The sequence below is a fragment of the Sphingomonas sp. SFZ2018-12 genome (assembly GCF_022496715.1).
In the GTDB taxonomy this organism is placed as follows: domain Bacteria; phylum Pseudomonadota; class Alphaproteobacteria; order Sphingomonadales; family Sphingomonadaceae; genus Sphingomonas.
Genome location: NZ_WTFM01000006.1, coordinates 133,835 through 156,576 on the forward strand (window position 1 = coordinate 133,835; position 22,742 = coordinate 156,576).

A 22,742-nucleotide genomic window follows, 5' to 3' on the forward strand; every position below is an offset into this window, starting at 1 on the left:
CGTCACTGCGTGGATCGTTGCGTCATACTCAGCCACGATGACCAGTCCTGCACCGTCTCAATCGATCTTGATGTCCGAATGCCGCTCGGGCTTCGCGTACATCACGGCGAGCGCGACGCGGCGATCCGGATGCTGATGGCTCGTTCCAACGGAACATTCGTTAAATCCAGAAAAAGTTGTGTCTTTGATCCGAATTCAAGGCAGGCTGCGGAAGATCTCGTCGATGCCATACGGAAACGGCTTTTCCGGATAGCGTGCAAGCCTGTCAGTCAACGGCAGGTCGAGGATATTCTCTGCATCACGTCCCGCGAGCGAACACGGTGGGCCAAGGACGGCCGCTTGGCCCTATCGGGGGCTTCCAGGATCAGAAAAGGCGTAACCGAAATAACGCTCTGGACTTATCCCTGCGATGCGATCGAGCGCCTGGCAGCCAACCCATCCGAGATAAGGCGATGGCGTAAAGAGGATGAAGCAACAACTTCAATTGGCTTGGCTGGCATTTTCGTCTAGAGCGCGCGGCGAAGGACCGGGGCAACCCGCCCTTCAATGATCGCGCCGGTGCCCCGCAAGGGGCTTAATCGGGAATGCGGTGCGGGAGCTTGCTCCCAAATCCGTGGCTGTCCCTGCAACTGTAAGCGGATAGCGCGATGCACATGCTCCTGAACACAGGAGCTGCCACTGGACAGCGCTTTGGCGCAAAGTCTGGGAAGGCGTGCATCAAGCTGTGACCCGCGAGCCAGGAGACCTGCCGGCGCACCGGTCGCTCTTGCCTGATCCAGGGGATGGTCACGGCACGGTAACTCTCCGTCTGAGCGACGAAGCTGTGCGGCTGGGGCTGCACGGCCGCGTGGTAACGGGTGCTTCATCGCGCCTGCCCGTTGCGATGCGCCGACCGGACTTGTCCGGCAAGCCCCGCCGTTTGTCGCTCTGGCGCGCGGAGGAATTGCTTGTGGCCGACCTGTCAAAGGTGCCTGTCACCATCATTACGGGCTTTCTGGGCGCGGGGAAAACCACGCTCATCAGCCATTTGATCCGCAATGCGGGCGGGCGCAGGCTGGCGGTGGTGGTCAACGAATTCGGCTCGCTGGGCGTGGATGGCCAGATTCTGGAATCTTGCGCCATTCCGGATTGCCCGGCGGAAAACATCGTAGAACTGGCCAATGGCTGCATCTGCTGCACCGTGGCGGATGACTTCATCCCCACGGTGGAAAAGCTGCTGGCGCTTGATCCGCGCCCGGATCACATCCTGATCGAGACATCGGGTCTGGCCTTGCCCAAGCCGCTGCTCAAGGCGTTTGACTGGCCCGCGATTCGTAGCCGGATCACCGTGGACGGTGTGCTGGCGCTGGCCGATGCCGAAGCGGTGGCGGCAGGCCGGTTCGCGCCCGATGTGGCCGCGCTTGACGCCCAGCGCGCCGCCGATCCCAGCATCGATCATGAGACGCCGCTTTCGGAAGTGTTCGAGGACCAGCTTGCCTGCGCCGACATGATTCTGCTGACCAAGGTTGATCTGGCAGGTCCGGAAGGTGTCGCCGCAGCGCGCGCGATCATCGCGGCGGAGCTTAGTCGCCCGGTTCCGGTGATCGAACTGACCGAAGGCGTGGTCGATCCGCGCGTGGTTCTGGGCCTTGATGCCGCTGCCGAGGACGACATCGCCGCGCGCCCATCGCACCATGATGGAGATGACGACCACGAGCACGACGACTTTGACAGCACCGTCATCGCATGGGGCGAGATCGCCGATCCGGCAGTGCTTGTGGCGCGGATCGAAACGCTGGCGCGCGATCACCATATCCTGCGCGTGAAGGGCTATGCCGCCGTTGCGGGCAAGCCGATGCGGCTGCTGGTGCAGGCGGTAGGCGCGCGGGTGCGCCACCAGTACGACCGCCCGTGGCGGCCTGACGAGCCGCGCCGCACCACGCTGGTCGCCATTGCCGAGCACGATCATGTCGATGCAGACGCCATTCGCGCGGTGCTGCTGGCGTAAGGCGCGGGCCATGCACGTCATTTTCCGCGAAACGCACGGGATGGAGGAAACCGCCGTCCCGCAGGATCTGGGGCAAGAGCCTGCGGATCTGGTGGTCCTGTCCTTTTCGGACAGCGACCTGGGCGCATTCGCGGCGGCATGGCATCAGGCCCGCGCGGGCGATGTGGCGTTCCCTTCGCTGCGGCTCGCCAATCTGGCGGCGCTGATGCATCCGCTGTCGGTCGACACGTATGTCGAGCGGACACTTTCGGGTGCAAAGGCGATCCTGATCCGGCTGATCGGCGGCACGCCCTATTGGAGCTACGGGCTGCAACAGGTCGAGGCGCTGGCCCGGTCGCGCGGCATCGCCCTGGCCGTGCTGCCCGGCGACGGCTGGGAGGACGCGCGGCTGGATGCGGTTTCGACCGTGCCGGTGCCTGCATTGCGCGAACTTGCGCAGTGGTGCGATGCTGGCGGTGCAGGGGCGGCGCAGGCGGCGCTTGCCGCGCTGTCGCAGCTGGCGGGGCTGATTGATGCCCCCGCCCGGACATGCGATCCGCTGCCGATGGCGGGAGGCTGGCATCCCGGCTTTGGCGTGGTCGATCCTGAAGCCTTTGTGCGCGATCCGGCAAGGCCGCTGGTCCTGATCGTGTTCTATCGTTCTTACCTGACCGCCCACGATCTGGACCCGTTTGCCGCCCTGCATACCGCGTTCGAGCAGCGCGGTTTCGATGCATTGTCGATCTTCGTCCCCTCGCTGAAAGCCCCGCAGGTGCGCGAACAGGTGGACCGCTGGGTGCGCGGACTTGGCCCGGTAGCGATCATCAACGCTACCGCTTTTTCCGCGCGGGGCGAGGACGGCGCCACCCCGCTTGATGGCGCGGGCGTTCCCGTGTTTCAGCTGGCGCTGGCCACGTCCGGGCGCGCGGGATGGGCGGCGGCGTCGCGCGGGCTTTCCCCCGCAGACATTGCCATGCATGTGGTGCTGCCCGAAATTGACGGGCGGGTGTTTGCAGGCATCGCCAGCTTCAAGGAGGCGGGGACGCGCGATCCCGCGCTTGGCTTTGCCCGTACCATCCATCGCGCCGATGCCGGCCGGATCGAAGCGATCACCGCGCGGGTAGCGGGCTGGATCGCACTTGCCCAAACGCCGGTTGCCGAGCGGCGGGTTGCGCTGGTCCTGTCGACTTATCCCGGCAAGGCATACCAGATCGCCCACGCCGTGGGGCTGGATGCGCTGGCTTCTGCCGAGGCGATCCTGGCCGATCTGGCCGAGGCGGGATATGCCACTGACGCGCAGGCCAGACTGGCAGCGCTCCTTGAATGCACACATCAGCACTGGCCGCTGGCAGAGTACCGCAAGGCGTTGGCAGCACTGCCCGATACCCTGCGCGCTGAACTTTTCGCCGCATGGGGCGAGCCGGAAGCCGATGCTGCCGCCGCCGATGGCGCGTTCCGTTTTGCCGCGCTGCCCATCGGCAACGCGCTGGTAGCCTTGCAGCCCGAACGCGGCGAGCGCGCCCATCGCGACGGCGACTATCACGACCTGTCCCGCTGCCCGCGCCATGGCTATGTGGCGTTCTACCTGTGGCTGCGCCAGCGAAGCGTGGACGCGCTGGTGCATGTCGGCGCACATGGCACACTGGAATGGCTGCCGGGCAAATCAGTCGCGCTGTCCGATGCTTGCTGGCCCGAGGCGCTGACCGGCGCGATGCCGGTGATCTATCCGTTCATCGTCAACGATCCCGGCGAAGCGGCGCAGGCCAAGCGCCGGATCAGCGCGGTTACGATCGGGCACGTTCCCCCGCCACTGGTGCAAACGCAAAGCGGTGCGGGGCTGGCCCGGATCGAGGCGCTGCTGGATGAATTCTCCAACGCTGGCGGGCTGGACCCGGCCCGCCGCGACCGTCTGCAAGTGAACATCCGCGACGAAGCGCGCGTGCTGGGACTTGAGGCGGAACTGGGCCTTGATGACGCGGCCACGCTGGTCGAGGCGATCACCCGGATCGACCGCTTCGTTTGCGATGTAAAGGACAGCCAGTTCGGTGGCGGGCTGCATGTGTTCGGGCGGGGAGATCAGGGCGCAGCCGAGCGGGCCGGATTGCTGGCGGCACTCGACGGACGCCGCGTTCCGCCCGGTCCCTCCGGCTCCCCCTTTCGCGGGCGCAGCGATGTGCTGCCAACCGGGCGAAACCTTTATGCGATAGACCCGCGCGCCGTGCCTTCACGCGCGGCCCATGCCCAAGGGGTGACACTGGCAGAGGAGCTGATCCGGCGGCATCTGCAGGATCACGGCGATTATCCGCGCGGGCTGGTGCTCGATCTGTGGGGATCGGCCACGATGCGCACGGCGGGCGAGGAATTCGCCATGGCGCTGCACCTGCTGGGCGCAAAGCCGCTGTGGGACACCGCGTCCGAACGGGTAACAGGCATCGAAATCCTGCCGCTGGCGCTGCTGGACCGGCCGCGTATCGATGTGACGTTGCGGATTTCCGGCCTGTTCCGCGATGCCTTTCCTGCGCTGCCGATACTGTTTGGCCAAGCGGTGCGCGCGCTGTGTTTGCGCGATGAACCGGCGGACTGGAACCCGTTTGCAGGGCAGGCTGCGGCACCGCGCGTCTATGGCCCGGCCCCCGGCAGCTATGGACTGGGTCTTGGCGATGCAGCCGAGGTCTATACTGAAGCGGCCCGGCGCGCTGCTGGTGAGGCATGGCTGGCGGCATCGGACCATGCGTTTGACGCAGCCTCCGATGCGATCGGAACCTTTGCCGATCCTGACGGCCTGCGCCAGCGTGTTGAAGGAGCGGACGCCTTTGTCCATCTTCAGGACTTGCCCGAAACCGATCTGCTGCTGGCCGCCGATTATGCCGCGCACGAGGCGGGCTTTGCCGCTGCCAAGGCGCTGATCGGTGGTTCGGCGGCGCTCTACCACCTCGACAATCGCGATCCGGGGCGCACCGTTGCGCGCACCCTGACCGAAGAGATCGCCCGCGTGGTCCGCGCCCGCGCGGCGCACCCAGGCTGGGTGGCGGGCATGATGCGGCACGGCTTTCGCGGGGGGGCAGAACTGGCCGCGACGCTGGACCATATGGGTGCCTTTGCGCACCTTTCAGGCAGCGTACCGCCGCATCTGTTCGACCTTTATCACGACGCGACACTGGGCCAGACCGATGTTCGCGCATTTCTTGAACGCGAGAATCCGGCTGCGCTGGCGGCGATGGAAGCCCGCTTTGCCGCGCTCCATGCCGCCGGGCTGTGGCAGACCCGGCGCAATTCCATCCTCGCCAGCCTGCCAAGGCTTGAGGACAGGGCATGAGCAGTTTTGCGGTGAAGGGCTGGTGCCCCGATGCCTGGCACCCGATGATGGCGGGCGACGGGCTGCTGGTGCGGGTAAAGCCTCGGCTTGGCCGCCTGACGCGGGCGCAAGTGCTGGGCCTGTGCGATGCCGCCGTGGTGCACGGCAATGGCCTGATCGACATGACCGCCCGCGCCAATCTCCAGCTTCGCGGGGTGCCTGAAACTGGCTGGCAGGCGCTGCTCGACCGGTTGCTTGTGCTGGATCTGGTGGACCCTGACCCTGTCATCGAACAGCGGCGCAACATTCTGGTCGCGCCGGATTGGCGCGCCGGTGATGACAGCCACCGCATTGCGGGCGCATTGCTGACCCGGCTGGATGAGTTGCCCGATCTGCCCGGTAAAGTGTGCTTTGCCATCGATGCCGGTCAGACCTGCATTCTGGGTGGCGAGGCGGGCGATTTCCGCATTGAGCGCGGCGGCGATGGCGGTCTGATCCTGCGCGCCGATGGCCGCGCCACCGGTATGGCGGTTGCTGCTGGCAGGGAAGTGGACGCGCTGATCGCGCTCGCCCACTGGTTTGCGGCCAGCGGCGGCGCGAAAGCGGGGCGCATGGCGCGACACCGGCTGGTCCTGCCCGAATGGGCCTGTGGCGACATTCTGCCCGCGCCGTCGGCTGCTTGCATCGTGCCGGGCCTTCATGATCTGGGCCTCCGTGATGGGAGTTGGGCCTATGGCTTGCCGTTTGGCCGGATAGAGGCGCGGATACTGGCCGTGATGGTGGAAGCATCGCCCGCCGCAGCGGTGCGGATCACGCCGTGGCGTGTGCTGCTGGTGGAAGGCGCGCCTGCCGTTTGCGCCGGTGGGCTGATCGATAATCCTGCCGACCCGCTGCTGCATGTCGATGCTTGCCCCGGCGCGCCCTGCTGCCCGCAGGCCTCGGTTGAAACCCGCGATCTTGCCCGCCGCCTTGCACCGCATGTCGCCGGGCGGCTGCATGTTTCGGGCTGTGCCAAGGGCTGCGCCCGCCAGCGCGCCGCCGATGTCACGCTGACCGGCCGCGATGGCCTGTTCGATCTTTCCCTGAACGCACCCGCCGGTGCGTTGCCAGTTCGCTCTGCGCTCAGCCCAGCCGAGCTTCTCGCCCATTTCGGAGCCGCTTGATGCCCCATATCTATGAAACCGATGGCGCGGCCATCTATCGCCAGTCTTTCGCCACGATCCGCGCCGAAGCCGATCTGGCGCCCTTTTCCGCTGATGAGGAACCGGTGGCGGTGCGCATGATCCACGCCGCCGGGATGGTGGACCTTGCCGCGCATATCCGCTTCTCACCCGGCTTTGCCAGTGCGGCGCGGGCGGCGCTGGCCGCTGGCGCGCCGGTGCTGTGCGATGCGCGGATGGTGTCCGAAGGGATCACCCGTGCGCGGCTGCCTGCTGATAATCAGATCATCTGCACCCTGAATGCGCCGCAAGTGCCCGACATGGCGCGGGCAATGGGTAACACCCGCTCTGCCGCCGCACTGGAACTGTGGCGGCCGCATCTGGCAGGCGCGGTGGTGGCCATCGGCAACGCGCCAACCGCGCTGTTCCATCTGCTGAATATGCTGGAAGATCCCGATTGCCCGCGCCCTGCGGCGATCATCGGCTGTCCGGTGGGCTTTGTCGGCGCGGCCGAATCCAAGGCCGCGTTATGGGCCGCGCCGCCGGTGCCGTGCTGCATCGTTGAAGGGCGGCTGGGCGGCAGCGCGATCACGGTTGCTGCGATCAACGCTTTGGCGAGCGGCAACGAATGAGCGCGGCCCTTTCCTGCGGGACGATCCACGGCGTGGGTTTGGGTCCGGGTGCGCCCGATCTGTTGAGCGTTCGCACCGACCGGCTGGTGCGCGGCGCCCGCCACGTGGCCTATTTCCGCAAGGCCGGGCGGCCGGGTCAGGCGCGGCGGATTGTTGAAGGAATGCTCCGCCCCGACGTGATCGAAATCCCGATGGAATATCCGGTGACGACCGAGATTCCGTTATCCGACCCGCGCTACAACGACTGTCTTTCCGCTTTCTATGCCGAATGCACGCAGCGATTGGTCATGCTGGCGCAGGCAGGCGAAGACGTGGTCGTGCTGTGTGAGGGCGATCCGTTTTTCTACGGTTCGTTCATGCATTTGCACACCCGGCTGGCGGGCACGGTTCCGGTGGCAGTGGTGCCGGGTATCACCGGCATGGCCGGGGCGTGGAACGCAACCGGCATCCCGATCACCTGGGGCGACGATGTGCTGACCATCGCGATGGCGACCCTGCCCGAGGATGAACTGGTGCGACGCATCCGCGATACAGATGCGCTGGTGGTGATGAAGATCGGGCGCAACCTGCCCAAACTGCGCCGCGCGGTGGCCGCTGCCGGGCGCGAGGATGCGGCATGGCTGGTCGAACATGCCGCCATGCCAGGTCAGCGGGTCACGCGGCTGATCGAGGCCGAAACGGTCACGCCCTATTTCTCGATCCTGCTGATTCACGGCCAGGGGCGCCGGCCATGAGTGCCGGGGCCATGAGCGGCTGGCTGGCCATCGCCGGTCTAGGGCCGGGCGACGAGGCGCTGATTACGCCCGAAGTCACCGCCGCTCTGGCCGGGGCAAGCGATGTCATCGGCTATATTCCCTATGTCGCCCGGATCGCCCCGCGCGCCGGGCTGACACTGCATCCGTCCGATAACCGGGTGGAGCTGGCCCGGGCCGCCCATGCGCTGGACCTCGCGGCGCAGGGGCGGCGCGTGGTGGTGGTATCATCGGGCGATCCGGGCGTTTTCGCGATGGCCGCCGCCGTGTTCGAGGCGCTGGAGGCAGGCCCGGCCCACTGGCGCGATCTCGACATCCGGGTGCTGCCCGGCATCACCGCGATGCTGGTCGCCAGCGCGCGGGCGGGGGCGCCGCTGGGTCATGATTTTTGCGCGATCAACCTGTCGGACAATCTCAAGCCGTGGAATTTGATCGAAAAACGGTTGCGGCTGGCGGCAGAGGCGGACTTTGCCATGGCCTTCTACAACCCGAGGTCAAAAGCCCGGCCCGAAGGTTTCGAACGTGTACTGGACCTGCTGCGCGAAGTGTGCGGCCCGGATCGCCCGATCCTGTTCGCCCGCGCCGTATCGACGCCGGACGAGCAATTGCGGATCGTACCGCTGGGTCAGGCCCGTGCAGACATGGCCGACATGCGGACCATGGTGATCGTCGGATCAAGCCTGACGCGGATCATCGAACGCCCAAGTGCGCGAAAGCCTAGCCCCATCCTCTATACGCCCCGCTCGGCCTTGGGTTCGGCATCATGACCCAGCCACACCAGCACATCTTCAGGGCGATAGCATTCGGCCCGGTCCGGAACGACGGGGCGATCAATCATCAGGACCGGCAAGCCCAGATACCGCGCCGCGATCAGCTTGGCCTCAGCGCCTTGCCCGCCAGCGTTCTTGCACACCACCAGATCGATGGCGTGCGCCTCCATCAATGCGCTGTCGCCTGTTGCGGTGAACGGCCCGCGATCGACGATCAGGGTGTGATGGGGCAAGCCCGGCGGCTGGTCTGGCGCATCGACAAAGCGCAACAGATAATGATGCTGCGGCTGGGCAGCGAAGGCTGCCACATGCATCCGGCCCAGCGCCAGCATGATGCGGCGGGTCGGGCCTGCCAGCGCTGCCACCGCACCGTCGATGCTGGCAACGCGGGTCCAGCGGTCTCCGGCGACCGATTGCCACGCCCGGCGGGTCAGCGCTACATGAGGCACTCCGGCCAGACGGGCCGCCTCCACGGCATGGCTGCTCATCGTTGCGGCAAAGGGGTGGGTCGCGTCCACCAGATGAGTCACGCGGTGGTGGCGCAGATAATCGGCCAGCCCCGCCACACCGCCGAACCCGCCGACACGCACCGGCACCGGTTGAGCGCGGGGGTTTTCGGTCCGTCCGGCATAGCTGAGCGTCGTCGCAATGCCCCGCGCGCCAAGCAGGCGGGCAAGCGCGCTGGCCTCTGTCGTGCCGCCCAGCAGGAGGACGTTGGGCATGGCTGATATGGCTCCTGAAGCGTGGTTGACGATCATCGGCATTGGCGAGGACGGGCCGGACGGCCTTTCCGCCGCCGCCGGCACGGCGCTGGCGCAGGCCGGACTGGTCATGGGACCGGCACGGCACCTGTCGCTGCTGCCCGCGATTACCTGTACCATGATCGAATGGCCAGTACCCTTTGCCGATGGCATTGCCCTGCTGATGCAACATCGCGGGCAGCGGGTGGTGATGCTGGCATCGGGCGATCCGTTCTGGTTCGGGGCGGGAAGCAGTGTGGCGAGCCTGCTTGATCCGGGCGAATGGGTTGCGATCCCCGCGCCTTCCACCTTCACGCTGGCGGTTGCGCGGCTGGGCTGGCCGGTTCAGGATGTGGCCTGTCTTGGCCTCCATGCCGCGCCGTTAGATCGGCTCAAGCCCCACCTGGCACCAGGGCGGCGCGTCATTGCACTGTTGCGCGATGGCGCGGCGGTGGCCGCGCTGGCGGACTATCTGACCGGCCAAGGCTTTGGCGCGTCAGCGTTGCATGTGATGGAAGCGCTGGGCGGGCCGCGCGAACGGGTTCGCACCGCGCGCGCCGAGGGGCTGTCTTTCACCGACATCGCCCATCCGGTAGCGGCCGGGATCGAGTGTGCCGGGCATGGCCCGTCCTTGCCGCTGACGGCGGGCCGACCGGATCACTGGTTTGCGTCCGACGGGCAGTTGACCAAGCGTCCGGTACGCGCGCTGACGCTATCGGCGCTGGCCCCGTGTGCGGGTGAGCTGCTGTGGGATATTGGCGCGGGATCGGGATCGATCGGGATCGAATGGCTGCTGGCCCACCCGGCCAACCGGGCCTGCGCGATAGAGGCGGATCCGGTGCGCGCGGACCGTGTGCGGGCCAACGCCGCTGCGCTGGGCGTTGACCGGCTGAAGGTGGTCGTCGGGACGGTGCCGGATACCTTGCCACCGGGACCATCGCCCGATGCGGTGTTCATCGGCGGTGGATTGTCCGATGCTTTGCTGGACGCGCTGTGGGCGCGTTTGCCCGCCGGAACGCGGCTGGTAGCCAATGCGGTGACGCTGGAATCAGAAGCGCTGCTTGCCCGGTGGCATGGCCAGACGGGCGGGAGCCTCCTGCGCATCGAACTGGCCGACGCCGCGCCGCTGGGCAGCCGCCACGGCTGGCGCGCGCGCTATCCGGTGGTGCAATGGAGCGCGGTGCTGTGATTGTCGCGGGCTTCGGCTTTCGGTCGGGCGTCAGCCTGTGTTCGCTGCGCGCCGCGTTCGCGCTGGCGGGGCAGGGGCAGCCGCCGGTCACCCATCTGGCTGCGGCGCATGACAAGCTTGCGGCGCTGGTGCCGCTGGCCGAAGTGCTGGACCTGCCGCTGATGGGCGTGGCGTCCGATGCACTGGCCGCCGTTTCCACCCCCACGCGCTCCATCGCCAGCCTGAACGCTCGTCACGTCGGCAGCGTTGCCGAAGCGTCCGCGCTTGCCGCTGCTGGCGCGGGTGCGCGCCTGCTGTCGCCGCGCCACATCTCCCCCGATCGCATGGCGACGTGCGCCATTGCTGCCAGCGTCAACCTTCAGGAAATCCCAACATGACCGTCCATTTCATCGGCGCCGGTCCCGGCGCGCCCGACCTTTTGACCTTGCGTGGACGCGACCTGATCGCAGAGTGCCCGGTGTGCCTTTATGCCGGGTCGCTGATCCCGGTGGCCGTGCTGGATCACTGCCCGCCGGGCGCGCGGATCGTGAACACCGCGCCGCTGGAATTGGACCAGATCATGGCCGAGATCGCCGCCGCCCACGCCGCTGGGCACGATGTGGCGCGGCTGCATTCGGGCGATCTTTCGGTCTGGTCGGCGATGGGCGAGCAATTGCGCCGCCTGCGCGCGCTGGACATTCCCTTTACCGTGACGCCCGGTGTCCCGGCGTTCGCCGCCGCCGCCGCTGCGCTGGAGGCAGAACTGACGCTGCCCGCGCTGTCGCAATCGCTGGTGCTGACCCGCACGCCGGGCCGCGCCAGCACCATGCCGCCCGCCGAAAGCCTGACCAATTTTGCCATGACCGGCGCGACGCTGGCCATTCACCTGTCGGTCCACAATCTGGCGCAAGTGGTGGCGGACCTGACGCCGGCCTATGGCGCAGATTGCCCCGTCACCGTGGTCTGGCGCGCCAGTTGGCCCGATCAGCGGATTGTCCGGGCCACGCTCGACACGATCGAGCAGGCCGTGGCGGGCAGTATGGAGCGCACCGCCTTGATCCTTGTCGGGCGGGTGCTGGCAGCACAGGATTTTGCCGAAAGCAGCCTTTACGCGCCCGGTTATGACCGCCGCTTTCGTCCGCAGGATGCCACGTCACGCTTTGCCGGTGCGGTCGAATGAGCGCGCGCCACCAGACTCCGGGATTGATGATCGCCGCCCCCGCATCGGGCACAGGCAAGACCACGGTGATGCTGGGCCTGCTGCGCGCCCTGACCGAAGACGGGCTGGCTGTGCAGCCGTTCAAGAGCGGGCCGGACTATATCGACCCCGCGTTTCACCGCGCGGCCAGTGGCAGGCCGTCGTTCAATCTCGATAGCTGGGCGATGGAGGACGATCTGATCGCTGGCATTGCGGCGCAGGTCGGGGGTGCGGACATGGTGCTGGCCGAAGGGTCGATGGGACTGTTTGACGGCGTGGCCAGCAAGGGTGCGTCGGGCAATGGTGCCAGCGCCGACATGGCGCGCCGGATGGGCTGGCCGATCGTGCTGGTGCTGGATGTGTCGGGGCAGGCGCAGTCCGCCGCCGCCACCGCGCTGGGGTTCAGCAGCCTTGATCCGGGGCTGCCATTTGCCGGGGTGATCCTGAACCGCGTGGCCAGTCCGCGCCATGAACGGCTGGTCCGCAAGGGGATTGAGGCGGTGGGCATCCCCGTGCTGGGCGCCCTGCCAAGGCGCGGCGACCTGACCCTGCCCGAACGCCATCTGGGGCTGGTTCAGGCGGTGGAGCATCCCGATCTTGATCGCGCGATTGCCGAGTTTGCAGCGTTCCTGCGCGCCCATGTCGATCTTGACGCTATTCGCCTTGCCGCTGGTGCCGCACCACAAGCCGACGGCGGCAAGCTGCCCGCCCCTCCGGCCCAGCGGATCGCCATGGCGCGCGATCCCGCCTTTTCGTTCGTCTACCCGCATCTGATCGAAGGCTGGCGGCGCGCCGGGGCGGAGATCCTGCCGTTTTCGCCACTGGCCGATCAGGCGCCCGCCGCCCATGCCGATCTGGTGTGGCTGCCTGGCGGCTATCCCGAATTGCACGCCGGGACCATCGCCGCCGCCACGACATTCCTGTCCGGCCTACGCCGCCATGCCGAAACGCGGCCCGTTCACGGCGAATGCGGCGGCTATATGGTGCTGGGGCAGGGGTTGATCGACAAGAGTGGTGAACGGCACCGGATGGCCGGGCTGCTGGGGCTGGTCACCAGCCATGCCCAGCGCAAGATGCACCTTGGCTATCGCCATGCCGAACTGCTGGTGCCGATATCGGGCCTTGCCGCCGGGACCAGACTGCGCGGGCACGAGTTCCACTATTCCACCATCGTTGAACAAAGCGACGCGCCGCTGGCGCTTGTGACCGATGCCGAAGGCGCGGCGGTGGCCGAAAGCGGATCGCATCGCGGCCATGTCACCGGCAGCTATTTCCACATGATCGCGCCCGCTTCGTGCCGAGAAGCCCAATGATCGACCTCCACCTGATCGGCATCGGCACGGGCAACCCCGATCACCTGACAGCGCAGGCCGTGGCGGCGATGAACCAAGCTGACCTGATCCTGTTGCCGCGCAAGGGGCAGGCCAAGTCCGACCTGATCGACCTGCGCCGGGAGATCTGCGCGCAGGTTCTGACGGGGCCAACGCGGATTGTGGAATTTGACCTGCCAGTAAGAGGTGGGCCAGTGCGCGGTAATGGGGCCACTTATCTGGATGACGTCAATGCCTGGCATGATGCCATCGCGGATGCGTGGCAGGCGCAGATCACCCAGCATTTGCCCGGTGGCGGCACACTGGCGCTGCTCGTCTGGGGCGACCCCTCGCTGTATGACAGCACCTTGCGCATTGCCGATCGGCTGAGCAGCGCGGGCGTTGAAATCACCGTGCGGGTGGTGCCGGGCATCACCAGCCTTCAGGCGTTGACCGCCGCCCATGCCATGCCGTTGAACCCGCTGGCCGGCCCGGTGACGATCACCACCGGGCGGCTGCTGCGCGCCCATGGCTGGCCTGCCGGAGCCGACACGATTGTCGTCATGCTCGATAGCGGCGGCGCGTTCGAGGGGCTGCAACCGCAAGGCATCACCATCTGGTGGGGCGCTTATCTGGGCATGGCGCACGAGGCGCTGGAACAGGGCCCCCTGGCGCAAGCCGGTCCCCGGATCGCGTTGCGCCGGGCGGAACTGCGCGCGCGCCATGGCTGGATCATGGATGTCTATCTCATGCGAAGGGAATTGGCCGATGGAACCTGAAAACCAAGTAGAAGTTGCAGGCGGCGATGCCCGCCACGCCGAAAAGATGCGCAAGAAGCAGACCGCGCAGGCCAAGATCATGGCCAGCAAGACCCGCGAACAGGGCCTGCTGATCGTCCACACCGGCAAGGGCAAGGGCAAAACCAGCGCGGCGCTGGGCATGGTGGTTCGCGCCATTGGCCACGGCATGAAAGTGGGGGTGGTCCAGTTCGTCAAAGGGGCGATGAAAACGGGTGAAAAGGCCGTGTTCGATGCCTTTCCGGACAATGTCGAATTCAAGCCGATGGGCGAGGGATTTACCTGGGACACACAGGACCGCACGCGCGATATCGCGGCCGCCCGCGCCGGCTGGGACGAGGTCAAGCGCATGATCGCCGACCCCAGCTATCACATGGTGCTGGCCGACGAACTGAACATCGTGCTGCGGTATGACTATCTGCCGGTCGATGAAGTGGTGGCGGTGCTGACCGCGCGCGATGCCATGAAGCATGTGATCGTTACGGGTCGCAACGCGCCCGACGCGCTGATCGAGGTGGCGGACCTTGTCACCGAGATGACCATGGTGAAGCACCCCTTCCGTTCGGGCGTGAAGGCGCAGGCGGGGATCGAATTCTGAGCGACGCCCCGCCTGTGTTCGACGCGGAATTTGCGGAGCAATTCACGCAATTGCTGCGCTGGCGGCGCGATGTGCGGCAATTCGATCGCCGCGCTGTGGCGGAAGCGGACATGCGCGCGCTGCTGGCCTGCGCCGCGCTGGCGCCATCGGTCGGCAATGCCCAGCCGTGGCGGTTCGTGCGCATACGGACGCCGGACATCTGCAAGGCGCTGGCCGCCCATGTCGACGGGCAAAGCGCCCATGCGGCAGAGCGTTATGCCGGGCAGGAGCGGCACGATCACTACTTGTCGCTCAAGCTGCACGGCCTGCGTGAGGCGCCCGAACTGATCGCGGTGTTCTGTGACGAACAGCCCGAGGCGGGGCACGGCCTTGGCATTGCCACCATGCCCGAAATGTTGCGCTATTCCTGCGTGCTGGCGATCCACAATCTGTGGCTGGCGGCACGGTTGCGCGGACTTGGCCTTGGCTGGGTGTCGATTGTCGATCCCCCGGCGGTCCATGCCCTGCTGGACGTTCCCGCCACCTGGTCGCTGATCGCGCTGCTGTGCATCGGCTACCCAGCCGATATTTCCGACACCCCCGAACTGGAACAGCGCGGCTGGCAGCCGCGTGAACCGTGGGCCGACCGGGTGTTCGAACGATGATTATCAATCAAAGGACCAGAAAACCATGCTGATACCCGTGGAGGACGGCCCCGCTATCGTGGCCTGCAACACCTGCCGCCACAGTGCCGATGCGCGTGAGGACGCCGCCGGAACGCGCGGCGGCGCGCAACTTGTTGCCGCGCTGCGCTCGGTTCAGCAGAGCGACGCGCGCTATGCCGGGGTTGCCGTGCAGGAAATGGCCTGCCTGTTTGCCTGCACCGATTTCTGCACCATCCACCTGCGCGCGCCGGGCAAGGTCGGCTATGTGCTGGGCCGCTTCGCCCCGGACGAGGACGCCGCTACCGCCATTCTGGACTATGCGGTCCACTATGCCGCCAGCGAGCATGGCCGGGTGCCGTTCAAGCAATGGCCGCAAGGCGTGAAGGGCCATTTCATCACGCGCACCCCGCCGCCGGGCTTCGTCGCGGAATGAGCCGGTTTGCCACGCTGGCCGCGTTTGAAGCAGCCCTTGCAGATATGCCAATCGCTGATGCGGACGCCATCGCCGCTGCGCGCGCGCGGCAGACCAGTCTGACCAAGCCAGCCGGATCGCTAGGGCGTCTGGAAGACATCGCCGTGTTTCTGGCCGGATGGCAGGGCACGGCGCAGCCGGTGATCGAACAGGGTCGCGCGGCGATCTTTGCCGGGAATCATGGCTTCGTCGTCCACGGGGTCAGCTCCTTTCCCGCCAGCGTGACCGCCGCGATGGTCGGCAATTTCACTGCTGGCGGCGCGGCGATCAACGCACTGGCCGGGGCGGCCGGACTGGATCTGCGGGTGGTTGCACTCGATCTCGACCGGCCCACGGCGGACTTCACTGTCGCTGCGGCAATGGACGAGACGGAGTGCCTTGCTGCACTTTCTGCCGGAGCGGCGGTGGTGGAGCCGGGGCTGCACCTGCTGGTCGTCGGCGAAATGGGCATTGGCAATTCGACCGCCGCCGCCGCGCTCTGCGCGCGCAGTTATGGCGGCACGCCCGCGCAATGGGTCGGGCCGGGCACCGGGGTTGATGCGGGCGGAATCGCGCGCAAAGTGGCGGTGGTGGAACAGGCACTGGCCTGTCATGCCAATGCGCCGGACACCCCGTTTGAAATCCTGCGCCGGTTGGGCGGGCGCGAAATCGCCGCGATTGCCGGGGCCGTGCTGGAGGCGCGCCGTCTGCGTATTCCGGTGGTGCTGGACGGGTTCATCAGCTGCGCCGCGCTGGCGCCGCTGGCCGCCGCCGTTCCGGCGATCACCGATCATTGCCTGGCGGGCCATTGTTCGGCTGAACCGGGGCATATCCGACTGCTGGGGCATTTGGGCCTTGATCCCCTGCTTTCGCTGGGGATGCGATTGGGCGAAGGCAGCGGCGCCGCACTGGCGGTGTCGGTAATCCGGGCAGCGCTGGCCACGCACAATGGTATGGCGACATTTGCCGAGGCCGGGGTGGCAGACGGCTTGTGAGCAGCTTTCCACTTTACCTCTTGCGCCATGGCGAACCGGAAGGCGCGGGGCGGCTGATCGGCCGCACCGATGCGCCGCCTACGGCCGCCGGTATCGCGGCCTGCGCCGATCAGGCGCGGGATCTGGCGGCGGAAGTGCTGATCGCGTCCGACCTGTCACGGGCGCGTTTGGCGGGCGAGGCCATTGGGCTGGCGACCGATGTGCCGCTGTCAATCGATCCGCGCTGGCGCGAGCTGGACTTTGGCGCATGGGACGGGATGGCGCCGGGCGATGTCGAAGGCGCGGCGCTGGCGCGGTTTTGGGACGATCCCGATGGCCATGCGCCGCCCGGTGGAGAACGCTGGTCGGCGCTGGTGGAGCGTGTGTCCGCTGCCATTGACGATCTGGCCGCGCGGCCAACGCTGATCGTCACGCACGCTGGCGCGATGCGGGCGGCGCTGGCGGTGTTGTGCGGGTTTGACATGCACCAGACGTGGGCCGTTGACCTGCCCTACAATTGCCTGCTGACGTTGCGCGTCTGGCCCGGAGCAACCCCCACGGCACAGATCGCGGGGCTTTATCCGTGAGGGGCTTCATCATCGCCCTGCAATTCCTGACGCGGCTGCCTATGCCAACTCCACTGCGGACAATAGTCGTGGATGATGCCGCGTTTGCCCGGTCGATGCGCTGGTTTCCCGCTGTAGGCCTGGTTATTGGTGCAGCGGTTGCGGGAGCCGCATGGGCAGGCGCGCTGGTCGATCACCGGCTGGGCACATTAGCCGCACTGATCGTCTGGGTGGGCGTGACCGGCGCGCTGCACCTTGATGGCCTGGCCGACCTCGCCGATGCCAGCGGCGCGGCGCATAAAGATCGCGAGCGGCTGCTGGCCGTTCTGGCCGATCCCCATGTCGGCAGCTTCGGCGTTGTCGCGATTGTGCTCCAACTGCTGAGCAAGTTGGTGCTGCTGGATATGCTGGTGGATGCACGGGCGTTTGGCGCGCTGGTACTGGTGCCGTTTGCCGCGCGCATCGGCCCGCTGGTGTGGACATGGTGGCTGATGCCGCTGCATCAGGGGCTGGCGGCTCGATTCCGTTCCGCCATCGGCGCGATCGATCTTGCGGGCTGGGCGGCCGCGCTGGCAGCGGCGGCGTGGTTCACTCCGGCGCTGCTTGTCACACCATTGCTCGTTCTGTGGTGGGGGAGGCACGTGCGCCGCGCGTTGGGCGGGATTTCCGGCGATGGCCATGGTGCAGGCATCGAGTTGATCGAAACCGGCTTGCTGCTGAGCGTGGCAATCACGGGCCTATGGATACACACGACATGAACAGTTTTAGTTTTCACGGCGGCAGGTTGGCCGATGCCATGGCGCAGTTCGGCATGGGCAAGGCGCCGTGGATCGACCTGTCCACCGGCATCAATCCGCATGGCTGGCCCGGCGCGGACAATCTGGCAGTGGACTGGCAGGCGCTGCCCGACACCGGCGCGCTGAACGATCTGGAGGCCGCCGCCGCCGCCTGTTTCGGCGCGGACCCTGCCCATGTCTGCGCTGTTCCGGGCACGGAGATCGGCTTGCGCATGCTTGGCGATATCCTGCCCGGCCCCGCTATCCATGCCCAGCCCAGCTATCGCACCCATGGCGAGATGATTCCCCGCAGCCGTCCCGTAGCCCTGACCGAATTGGCGGGGACAGAGGAAGCGACCCTCATCATCGCCAATCCCAACAACCCCGATGGGCAGATCACCCCGCCCGCGACGCTGCTGGGCTGGCTGGAGGCGCGGCGCGACAGCGCAGCGTGGCTGGTCGTGGACGAAGCCTTTGTCGATGCCGCCCCGCACAGCAGCCTTGCCGCCCATGTGCAGGACGAACAGCGGCTGATCATCTTCCGCTCGTTCGGCAAATTCTTCGGGCTGGCCGGGGTGCGGCTCGGCTTTGTGCTGGGACCGCGCGCGCTGATCGCGCAATATCGGCAGCGGTTGGGCAGTTGGCCGCTATCGGCAGCGGCGCTGGCCATCGGCACGGCGGCATATCAGGATGTGGACTGGACAGCCGCCATGCGGATGGCCTTGCTTGAACAGGCGGATGCGCTGGACGCGGTGCTGGCGCGGCGAGGTTTCAGCGCGATAGGTGCCTGCCCGCTGTTCCGGCTGATCGAAACGGACAATGCCGCCGCGCTGTTCGAACGCCTTGCGCGCCATGCCATCCTGACGCGGCCGTTCGATTACGATCCGCGCTGGCTGCGCCTGGGCCTGCCCGCCGACCGAGAGGCGCTGGATCGCCTTGATGCGGCGCTGGCTGATGATTGATCTGACTGCTTTCCTGGCCTTGGTGCTCGACGCGGCAGTGGGCTGGCCTCAGCCGCTGTATCGCCGGATCGGCCATCCTGTGGGCATCTTTGCGCGGATTATCGCCGCGCTGGAACGGCGCTGGAATGTCCCCTCGCGGTCCGATGGACAGCGGCGCATGGCCGGGGCGGTCACCGTCCTGCTCCTGCTGGGTGTGGCGGGCGGTGCGGGCTGGGTGCTGCAAAGTCTGCTCGTGGCAATCGCCGGGCCTTGGGCCTGGCCCCTGATCGCTGTGCTGGCCTGGCCGGGTCTGGCGCAGCGCAGCCTGTACGACCACGTGCGCCCCGTTGCCGATGCGCTGGAGCGGCAGGATATGCCCAGCGCGCGCGCCGCAGTCGGCATGATCGTTGGCCGTGATACGGCGGCGCTTGATGAAGCGGGTGTTGCCCGAGCGGCGATCGAGAGTCTGGCGGAAAGTTTCTGCGACGGGGTGGTCGCGCCGTTGTTCTGGCTGCTGGTGCTGGGGCTGCCCGGTATCTGGGCCTATAAGGCGATCAACACCGCCGACAGCATGATTGGGCACCGCGAGGAGCGATGGCGCGCCTATGGCTGGGCTGCGGCCCGCACCGACGATGCGATGAATCTCGCGCCAGCGCGTCTCGCGGGATTGCTGATCTGCCTGTGCGGCGGGGGTGGCTGGCGGATAGTATGGCGCGATGCGTCCAGGCACGCCTCGCCCAATGCGGGCTGGCCCGAGGCCGCGATGGCCGGGGCGCTGGGGCTGCGTCTGGCGGGGCCAATCGCTTATGACGGGATTCTTTCGGACAAGCTCTGGATTGGGGAGGGAGACCGCCCGGCCCGGGCAGAGGATATTCAGCGCGGATTGGGCATCTACGCCCGTGCATGTCTGTGCCTGTGGTTGATAGCGGCCGGAATTGCAGGAGGTGCAGCATGGGCGCTATAATGCTTCAGGGCACCGGCTCTGATGTGGGCAAATCCGTGCTGGTGGCGGGGCTGTGTCGCGCCTTGGTGCAGCGGGGTTTGCGGGTCTTGCCGTTCAAGCCGCAGAACATGTCGAACAATGCTGCCGTCACCAGCGATGGCGGCGAGATCGGCCGGGCGCAGGCCTTGCAAGCGATCGCCTGCAAGGTGGAGCCGCATACCGACATGAATCCGGTGCTGCTGAAACCGCAGGCGGATCGCACATCGCAACTGATAGTGCATGGCCGGGTGCGAGGCACATTGGGCGCGGGCAATTTCCGGCAGGCACGGGGCGCTTTGCTGGGCGAAGTTCTGGCCAGCTATGAGCGGCTCCGTCAGGCCTGCGACATCGTCGTGGTCGAAGGCGCAGGATCTCCTGCGGAAATCAACCTGCGCGCAGGCGACATTGCCAACATGGGATTTGCGCGCGCGGCAGGCGTGCCAGTCGTGCTGGTGGGCGATATTGATCGCGGCGGAGTAATTGCCGCCATCGTTGGCACGAAAACGATTATCGACCCGGCCGACGCGGCGATGATCCAGGGCTTCATCATCAATAAGTTCCGGGGCGATCCCGCCTTGTTCGCCGATGGCTATGCCCAGATCGAAAGCTTGTCAGGCTGGCGGGGTTTAGGTGTTGTCCCGTGGCTGGGGGCCACCGCGCGTCTGCCAAGCGAGGATGCCGTGGTACTGGAACGCGGCAAGATGCGCGCAGGGGGGCGCACCATGATCGCCTGTCCGATCCTGCCGCGCATTTCCAATTTCGATGATCTTGATCCGCTGAAGCTCGAACACGAGGTAGAACTGCACATGGTTCCGCCCGGTCAGCCGATTCCGGCAGAAGCCGCGCTCATCATCCTGCCCGGATCAAAGGCGACCATTGCCGATATGGCCGCTTTGCGCGACGAAGGCTGGGACATCGATATTCTGGCGCATCACCGGCGTGGCGGGCTGATCCTTGGGATTTGCGGTGGTTACCAAATGCTCGGCAAAAGTATCGCAGATCCCGATGGGATTGAAGGTCCGGCCAGCGCTGCCAGCGGCCTTGGCCTGCTTGATGTCGAATCAACCTTGCACGCCCACAAGGCGTTGCGCCCGGTCAGCGGGCTGGCGATGGACGCGCCTTTTCAGGGGTATGAAATGCACATGGGGCAAACCAGCGGGCCGGACACGCAGCGGCCCTTCGCCCTGCTTTCCGATGGACGCTGCGATGGCGCGATTAATGCAGGCGGAACGGTGTTTGGTTCCTATGTCCACGGCCTGCTGGCCGATGCGGAGCTGCGCCGGGCACTACTGTCGCGCATGGATGTAGAAGCCGGGGGCGTGGACTATGGCTTCACCGTCGAGGCGGCGCTTGACGAGATCGCAGTCGCGCTGGAGGAGGATCTCGATATCGACGCGCTGGTGGCGCTGGCGATGGCGGAACGCCCCGCCTCCGTCCCAGCGAGAGACAGTGCATGAGCAGTGCCTTGCCCCATTTGCTGGTGCTGGGCGGAGCTCGTTCGGGCAAAAGCCGCTTTGCCCAAGGCCGGGCAGAGACCCTGACAGGTAAACTGGTCTATCTGGCGACAGCCCAGGCCTTCGATGATGAGATGCGCGAACGAATCGCGCTGCACCGCGCCGATCGCGGTCCGCGCTGGTCAACTGTCGAGGCACCGCTGGACCTGGCGGTGGCAATCACGGCATATAGCACGCCGGAAACGGTGGTGCTGGTCGATTGCCTGACGTTGTGGGCTTCGAACCTGATGCTAGCGGAACGCGATACTGCTACCGCTACGGAAGGACTGGCGCGCTCGCTTTCAGCCGCACGGGGGCCGGTCATTCTGGTCGCCAACGAAGTGGGTCTGGGCATTGTACCCGACAACGCCCTTGCCAGAAGGTTTCGCGATGTTGCGGGCCGCATCAATCAGGAAATAGCGGCAGTGGTTGAAGAGGCAGTCATAATGTTCGCCGGCCTTCCATTGACGCTGAAACCTAAAGGATGAGCGGCTAGCCATACCACTTGCCACTGTGCAACTCGTGGGGGCAGGTGGTATGGGGCAAAGCCAGATCCAGCGTGTCGGTAACGTCGCCAGCAATGATTGTGGTGCATAGCTTCCACTAGATGATGTAGCGGGAATAACGGTGTCTGCGGCTCGCTGATTAGCGAGTATGCCTTCGGACTCGGGGATCCCCGACCGCAGAGGTAATCACCGAAGTGCGCCAGTGCTCGACTGTCGACCGGTCTTGACAGCCTGGCCCGTTTTTTGTCCCGGTGTTGACACCTGAGCCGGAAACCTTTTGCCCCAGACCCCCATCCGCCCCATCTCACGCTAGCTAAGGCGGGTTGCGGCGAAGTCTGCCGTTTGAGCGGCGCACGTCGAACGGCAGCATTGTCCCACTAGCCGCCTAGCGCCGCGATTTCTGGATAAGGCGGCGCAGGCTGGCAACGGTGATGAGTGTTGACGCGCCGATCTTGACGACATCGACCTCGCCCGCCGCGATCAGCTCATACAGCTTCGACCGGCCAATTCCTGTCAGCTGTACCGCGACCGGGATACGCACGGTCAACGGCTCCAGCGGCAGTTGCGGGGTTTCCGGTATGGCGGCATTTTTGGGCAGGGCGCGGGGCATGAACTTCGCTTTCGTCAGATGGATTTCGTGCGCGCCATATTGCCTGAAGCGAAGGCAGCTCTCTATCGCCGCCTCTGCGCCTGGCTACTCCTCGCAGCCCAGCGCAGACAAACAGGCTGCCGGAAAGTGGGGGACAGGTAGGGAGGCTTGCGGCGGGTGTTCCGCTTCCCGGCCAAACTTCATCAAAGCAGGGCATTTCGTGCCCATCGCAGGCAAGCGTTGCTTGGCGGCCTTTAGGTGGCTGCGGAATACCATCGGCGGAATCGGCAAGGCAGCAAGATTCGGACGTATCCGTCCGGTCGTTGCACGTCAGGCGGCCAGACGATGATTAGCCGCCCAGTTCCACGGCAGGAGATCGTCGAGTCGGTTGGCGGGATGGCCGTCCACCATGCGTTCGATGACGTCGCGCAGCC

At 66.4% G+C, this 22,742-nt stretch carries 24 protein-coding genes and 1 riboswitch; of the genes, 22 read left to right on the forward strand and 2 right to left on the reverse strand.

What is annotated here, in order from left to right; translation table 11 throughout:
• Window positions 1-78: 78 nt before the first annotated feature.
• The 7 genes from GO308_RS16790 to cobJ all read left to right on the forward strand — a co-directional run bounded on the left by GO308_RS16790 (window position 79) and on the right by cobJ (window position 8,572).
• Window positions 79-510, forward strand: a complete 432-nt coding sequence (locus GO308_RS16790; RefSeq protein ID WP_129926376.1) for a hypothetical protein — start codon at window positions 79-81, stop codon at window positions 508-510.
• A gap of 29 nt (window positions 511-539) precedes the next feature.
• A riboswitch (cobalamin riboswitch) is annotated at window positions 540-768 on the forward strand.
• A 181-nt stretch (window positions 769-949) separates the two neighbouring features.
• Complete coding sequence (cobW, locus tag GO308_RS16795) at window positions 950-1,987, forward strand: cobalamin biosynthesis protein CobW (RefSeq protein ID WP_066653895.1); 1,038 nt, start codon at window positions 950-952, stop codon at window positions 1,985-1,987.
• Between the two features lie 10 nt (window positions 1,988-1,997).
• Window positions 1,998-5,282 (forward strand): cobaltochelatase subunit CobN, encoded by a 3,285-nt coding sequence (gene cobN / locus GO308_RS16800; protein ID WP_066653892.1) that lies wholly within the window; start codon window positions 1,998-2,000, stop codon window positions 5,280-5,282.
• Window positions 5,279-6,424 (forward strand): cobalamin biosynthesis protein CobG, encoded by a 1,146-nt coding sequence (locus tag GO308_RS16805; RefSeq protein WP_066653805.1) that lies wholly within the window; start codon window positions 5,279-5,281, stop codon window positions 6,422-6,424. Before cobN ends, GO308_RS16805 begins: the two co-directional genes overlap by 4 nt.
• Window positions 6,424-7,053, forward strand: coding sequence for a precorrin-8X methylmutase (locus tag GO308_RS16810; protein WP_066653804.1), 630 nt, complete (start codon window positions 6,424-6,426; stop codon window positions 7,051-7,053). Before GO308_RS16805 ends, GO308_RS16810 begins: the two co-directional genes overlap by 1 nt.
• Window positions 7,050-7,787 carry a precorrin-2 C(20)-methyltransferase gene (cobI, locus tag GO308_RS16815; RefSeq protein ID WP_053556447.1) on the forward strand — a complete coding sequence of 246 codons (738 nt, stop codon included), beginning with the start codon at window positions 7,050-7,052 and terminating at the stop codon, window positions 7,785-7,787. The genes GO308_RS16810 and cobI overlap by 4 nt, the downstream gene beginning before the upstream one ends.
• A gap of 11 nt (window positions 7,788-7,798) precedes the next feature.
• Entirely contained in the window at window positions 7,799-8,572 is a 774-nt protein-coding gene (gene cobJ, locus GO308_RS16820; RefSeq protein ID WP_124810533.1) for a precorrin-3B C(17)-methyltransferase, read from the forward strand.
• On the opposite strand, the gene GO308_RS16825 is transcribed toward cobJ, so the two are convergent.
• Window positions 8,536-9,297: a cobalt-precorrin-6A reductase gene (locus tag GO308_RS16825; RefSeq protein WP_066653801.1), complete on the reverse strand. Its 762-nt coding sequence runs from the start codon at window positions 9,295-9,297 to the stop codon at window positions 8,536-8,538. The genes cobJ and GO308_RS16825 overlap by 37 nt on opposite strands.
• On the opposite strand from GO308_RS16825, the gene GO308_RS16830 reads away from it, so the two are divergent.
• From GO308_RS16830 to cobU, 15 genes are read left to right on the forward strand one after another with little or no spacing between them, the layout of a single operon-like run.
• The gene (locus GO308_RS16830) at window positions 9,296-10,504 is read left to right on the forward strand and encodes a bifunctional cobalt-precorrin-7 (C(5))-methyltransferase/cobalt-precorrin-6B (C(15))-methyltransferase (protein ID WP_066673515.1); all 1,209 of its coding nucleotides are present in this window, start codon (window positions 9,296-9,298) and stop codon (window positions 10,502-10,504) included. The two genes, GO308_RS16825 and GO308_RS16830, sit on opposite strands and share 2 nt — an antisense overlap.
• On the forward strand, window positions 10,501-10,881 hold the full coding sequence (locus GO308_RS16835; RefSeq protein ID WP_066653889.1) for a cobalamin biosynthesis protein: 381 nt from the start codon (window positions 10,501-10,503) through the stop codon (window positions 10,879-10,881). Before GO308_RS16830 ends, GO308_RS16835 begins: the two co-directional genes overlap by 4 nt.
• Window positions 10,878-11,663 (forward strand): precorrin-4 C(11)-methyltransferase, encoded by a 786-nt coding sequence (cobM, locus tag GO308_RS16840; RefSeq protein WP_066653796.1) that lies wholly within the window; start codon window positions 10,878-10,880, stop codon window positions 11,661-11,663. The genes GO308_RS16835 and cobM overlap by 4 nt, the downstream gene beginning before the upstream one ends.
• Entirely contained in the window at window positions 11,660-12,994 is a 1,335-nt protein-coding gene (locus tag GO308_RS16845; protein WP_066653794.1) for a cobyrinate a,c-diamide synthase, read from the forward strand. The genes cobM and GO308_RS16845 overlap by 4 nt, the downstream gene beginning before the upstream one ends.
• A complete protein-coding gene (cobF, locus tag GO308_RS16850) occupies window positions 12,991-13,770 on the forward strand; it encodes a precorrin-6A synthase (deacetylating) (RefSeq protein WP_066653792.1) in 780 nt (259 codons plus the stop codon). The genes GO308_RS16845 and cobF overlap by 4 nt, the downstream gene beginning before the upstream one ends.
• Complete coding sequence (gene cobO / locus GO308_RS16855) at window positions 13,760-14,386, forward strand: cob(I)yrinic acid a,c-diamide adenosyltransferase (protein ID WP_066653789.1); 627 nt, start codon at window positions 13,760-13,762, stop codon at window positions 14,384-14,386. The genes cobF and cobO overlap by 11 nt, the downstream gene beginning before the upstream one ends.
• A 14-nt stretch (window positions 14,387-14,400) precedes the next feature.
• Window positions 14,401-15,030: a 5,6-dimethylbenzimidazole synthase gene (gene bluB / locus GO308_RS16860; protein ID WP_124810531.1), complete on the forward strand. Its 630-nt coding sequence runs from the start codon at window positions 14,401-14,403 to the stop codon at window positions 15,028-15,030.
• A gap of 25 nt (window positions 15,031-15,055) precedes the next feature.
• On the forward strand, window positions 15,056-15,463 hold the full coding sequence (locus GO308_RS16865) for a DUF1636 domain-containing protein (RefSeq protein ID WP_066653785.1): 408 nt from the start codon (window positions 15,056-15,058) through the stop codon (window positions 15,461-15,463).
• Window positions 15,460-16,476 (forward strand): nicotinate-nucleotide--dimethylbenzimidazole phosphoribosyltransferase, encoded by a 1,017-nt coding sequence (gene cobT, locus GO308_RS16870; RefSeq protein ID WP_066653783.1) that lies wholly within the window; start codon window positions 15,460-15,462, stop codon window positions 16,474-16,476. Before GO308_RS16865 ends, cobT begins: the two co-directional genes overlap by 4 nt.
• Window positions 16,473-17,042, forward strand: a complete 570-nt coding sequence (locus GO308_RS16875) for a histidine phosphatase family protein (protein WP_066653780.1) — start codon at window positions 16,473-16,475, stop codon at window positions 17,040-17,042. The genes cobT and GO308_RS16875 overlap by 4 nt, the downstream gene beginning before the upstream one ends.
• On the forward strand, window positions 17,039-17,779 hold the full coding sequence (locus tag GO308_RS16880; RefSeq protein WP_066653778.1) for an adenosylcobinamide-GDP ribazoletransferase: 741 nt from the start codon (window positions 17,039-17,041) through the stop codon (window positions 17,777-17,779). Before GO308_RS16875 ends, GO308_RS16880 begins: the two co-directional genes overlap by 4 nt.
• Window positions 17,776-18,759 carry a threonine-phosphate decarboxylase CobD gene (gene cobD / locus GO308_RS16885; protein WP_066653882.1) on the forward strand — a complete coding sequence of 328 codons (984 nt, stop codon included), beginning with the start codon at window positions 17,776-17,778 and terminating at the stop codon, window positions 18,757-18,759. The genes GO308_RS16880 and cobD overlap by 4 nt, the downstream gene beginning before the upstream one ends.
• Window positions 18,752-19,702 (forward strand): adenosylcobinamide-phosphate synthase CbiB, encoded by a 951-nt coding sequence (cbiB, locus tag GO308_RS16890; RefSeq protein ID WP_066653886.1) that lies wholly within the window; start codon window positions 18,752-18,754, stop codon window positions 19,700-19,702. The genes cobD and cbiB overlap by 8 nt, the downstream gene beginning before the upstream one ends.
• Window positions 19,690-21,177, forward strand: a complete 1,488-nt coding sequence (locus GO308_RS16895; protein ID WP_066653776.1) for a cobyric acid synthase — start codon at window positions 19,690-19,692, stop codon at window positions 21,175-21,177. Before cbiB ends, GO308_RS16895 begins: the two co-directional genes overlap by 13 nt.
• On the forward strand, window positions 21,174-21,701 hold the full coding sequence (gene cobU, locus GO308_RS16900) for a bifunctional adenosylcobinamide kinase/adenosylcobinamide-phosphate guanylyltransferase (protein WP_066653774.1): 528 nt from the start codon (window positions 21,174-21,176) through the stop codon (window positions 21,699-21,701). The genes GO308_RS16895 and cobU overlap by 4 nt, the downstream gene beginning before the upstream one ends.
• Window positions 21,702-22,104: 403 nt before the next feature.
• Here cobU and GO308_RS16905 read toward each other — a convergent pair whose 3' ends face one another.
• The gene (locus GO308_RS16905; RefSeq protein WP_066653771.1) at window positions 22,105-22,329 is read right to left on the reverse strand and encodes a helix-turn-helix domain-containing protein; all 225 of its coding nucleotides are present in this window, start codon (window positions 22,327-22,329) and stop codon (window positions 22,105-22,107) included.
• Window positions 22,330-22,742: the final 413 nt, after the last annotated feature.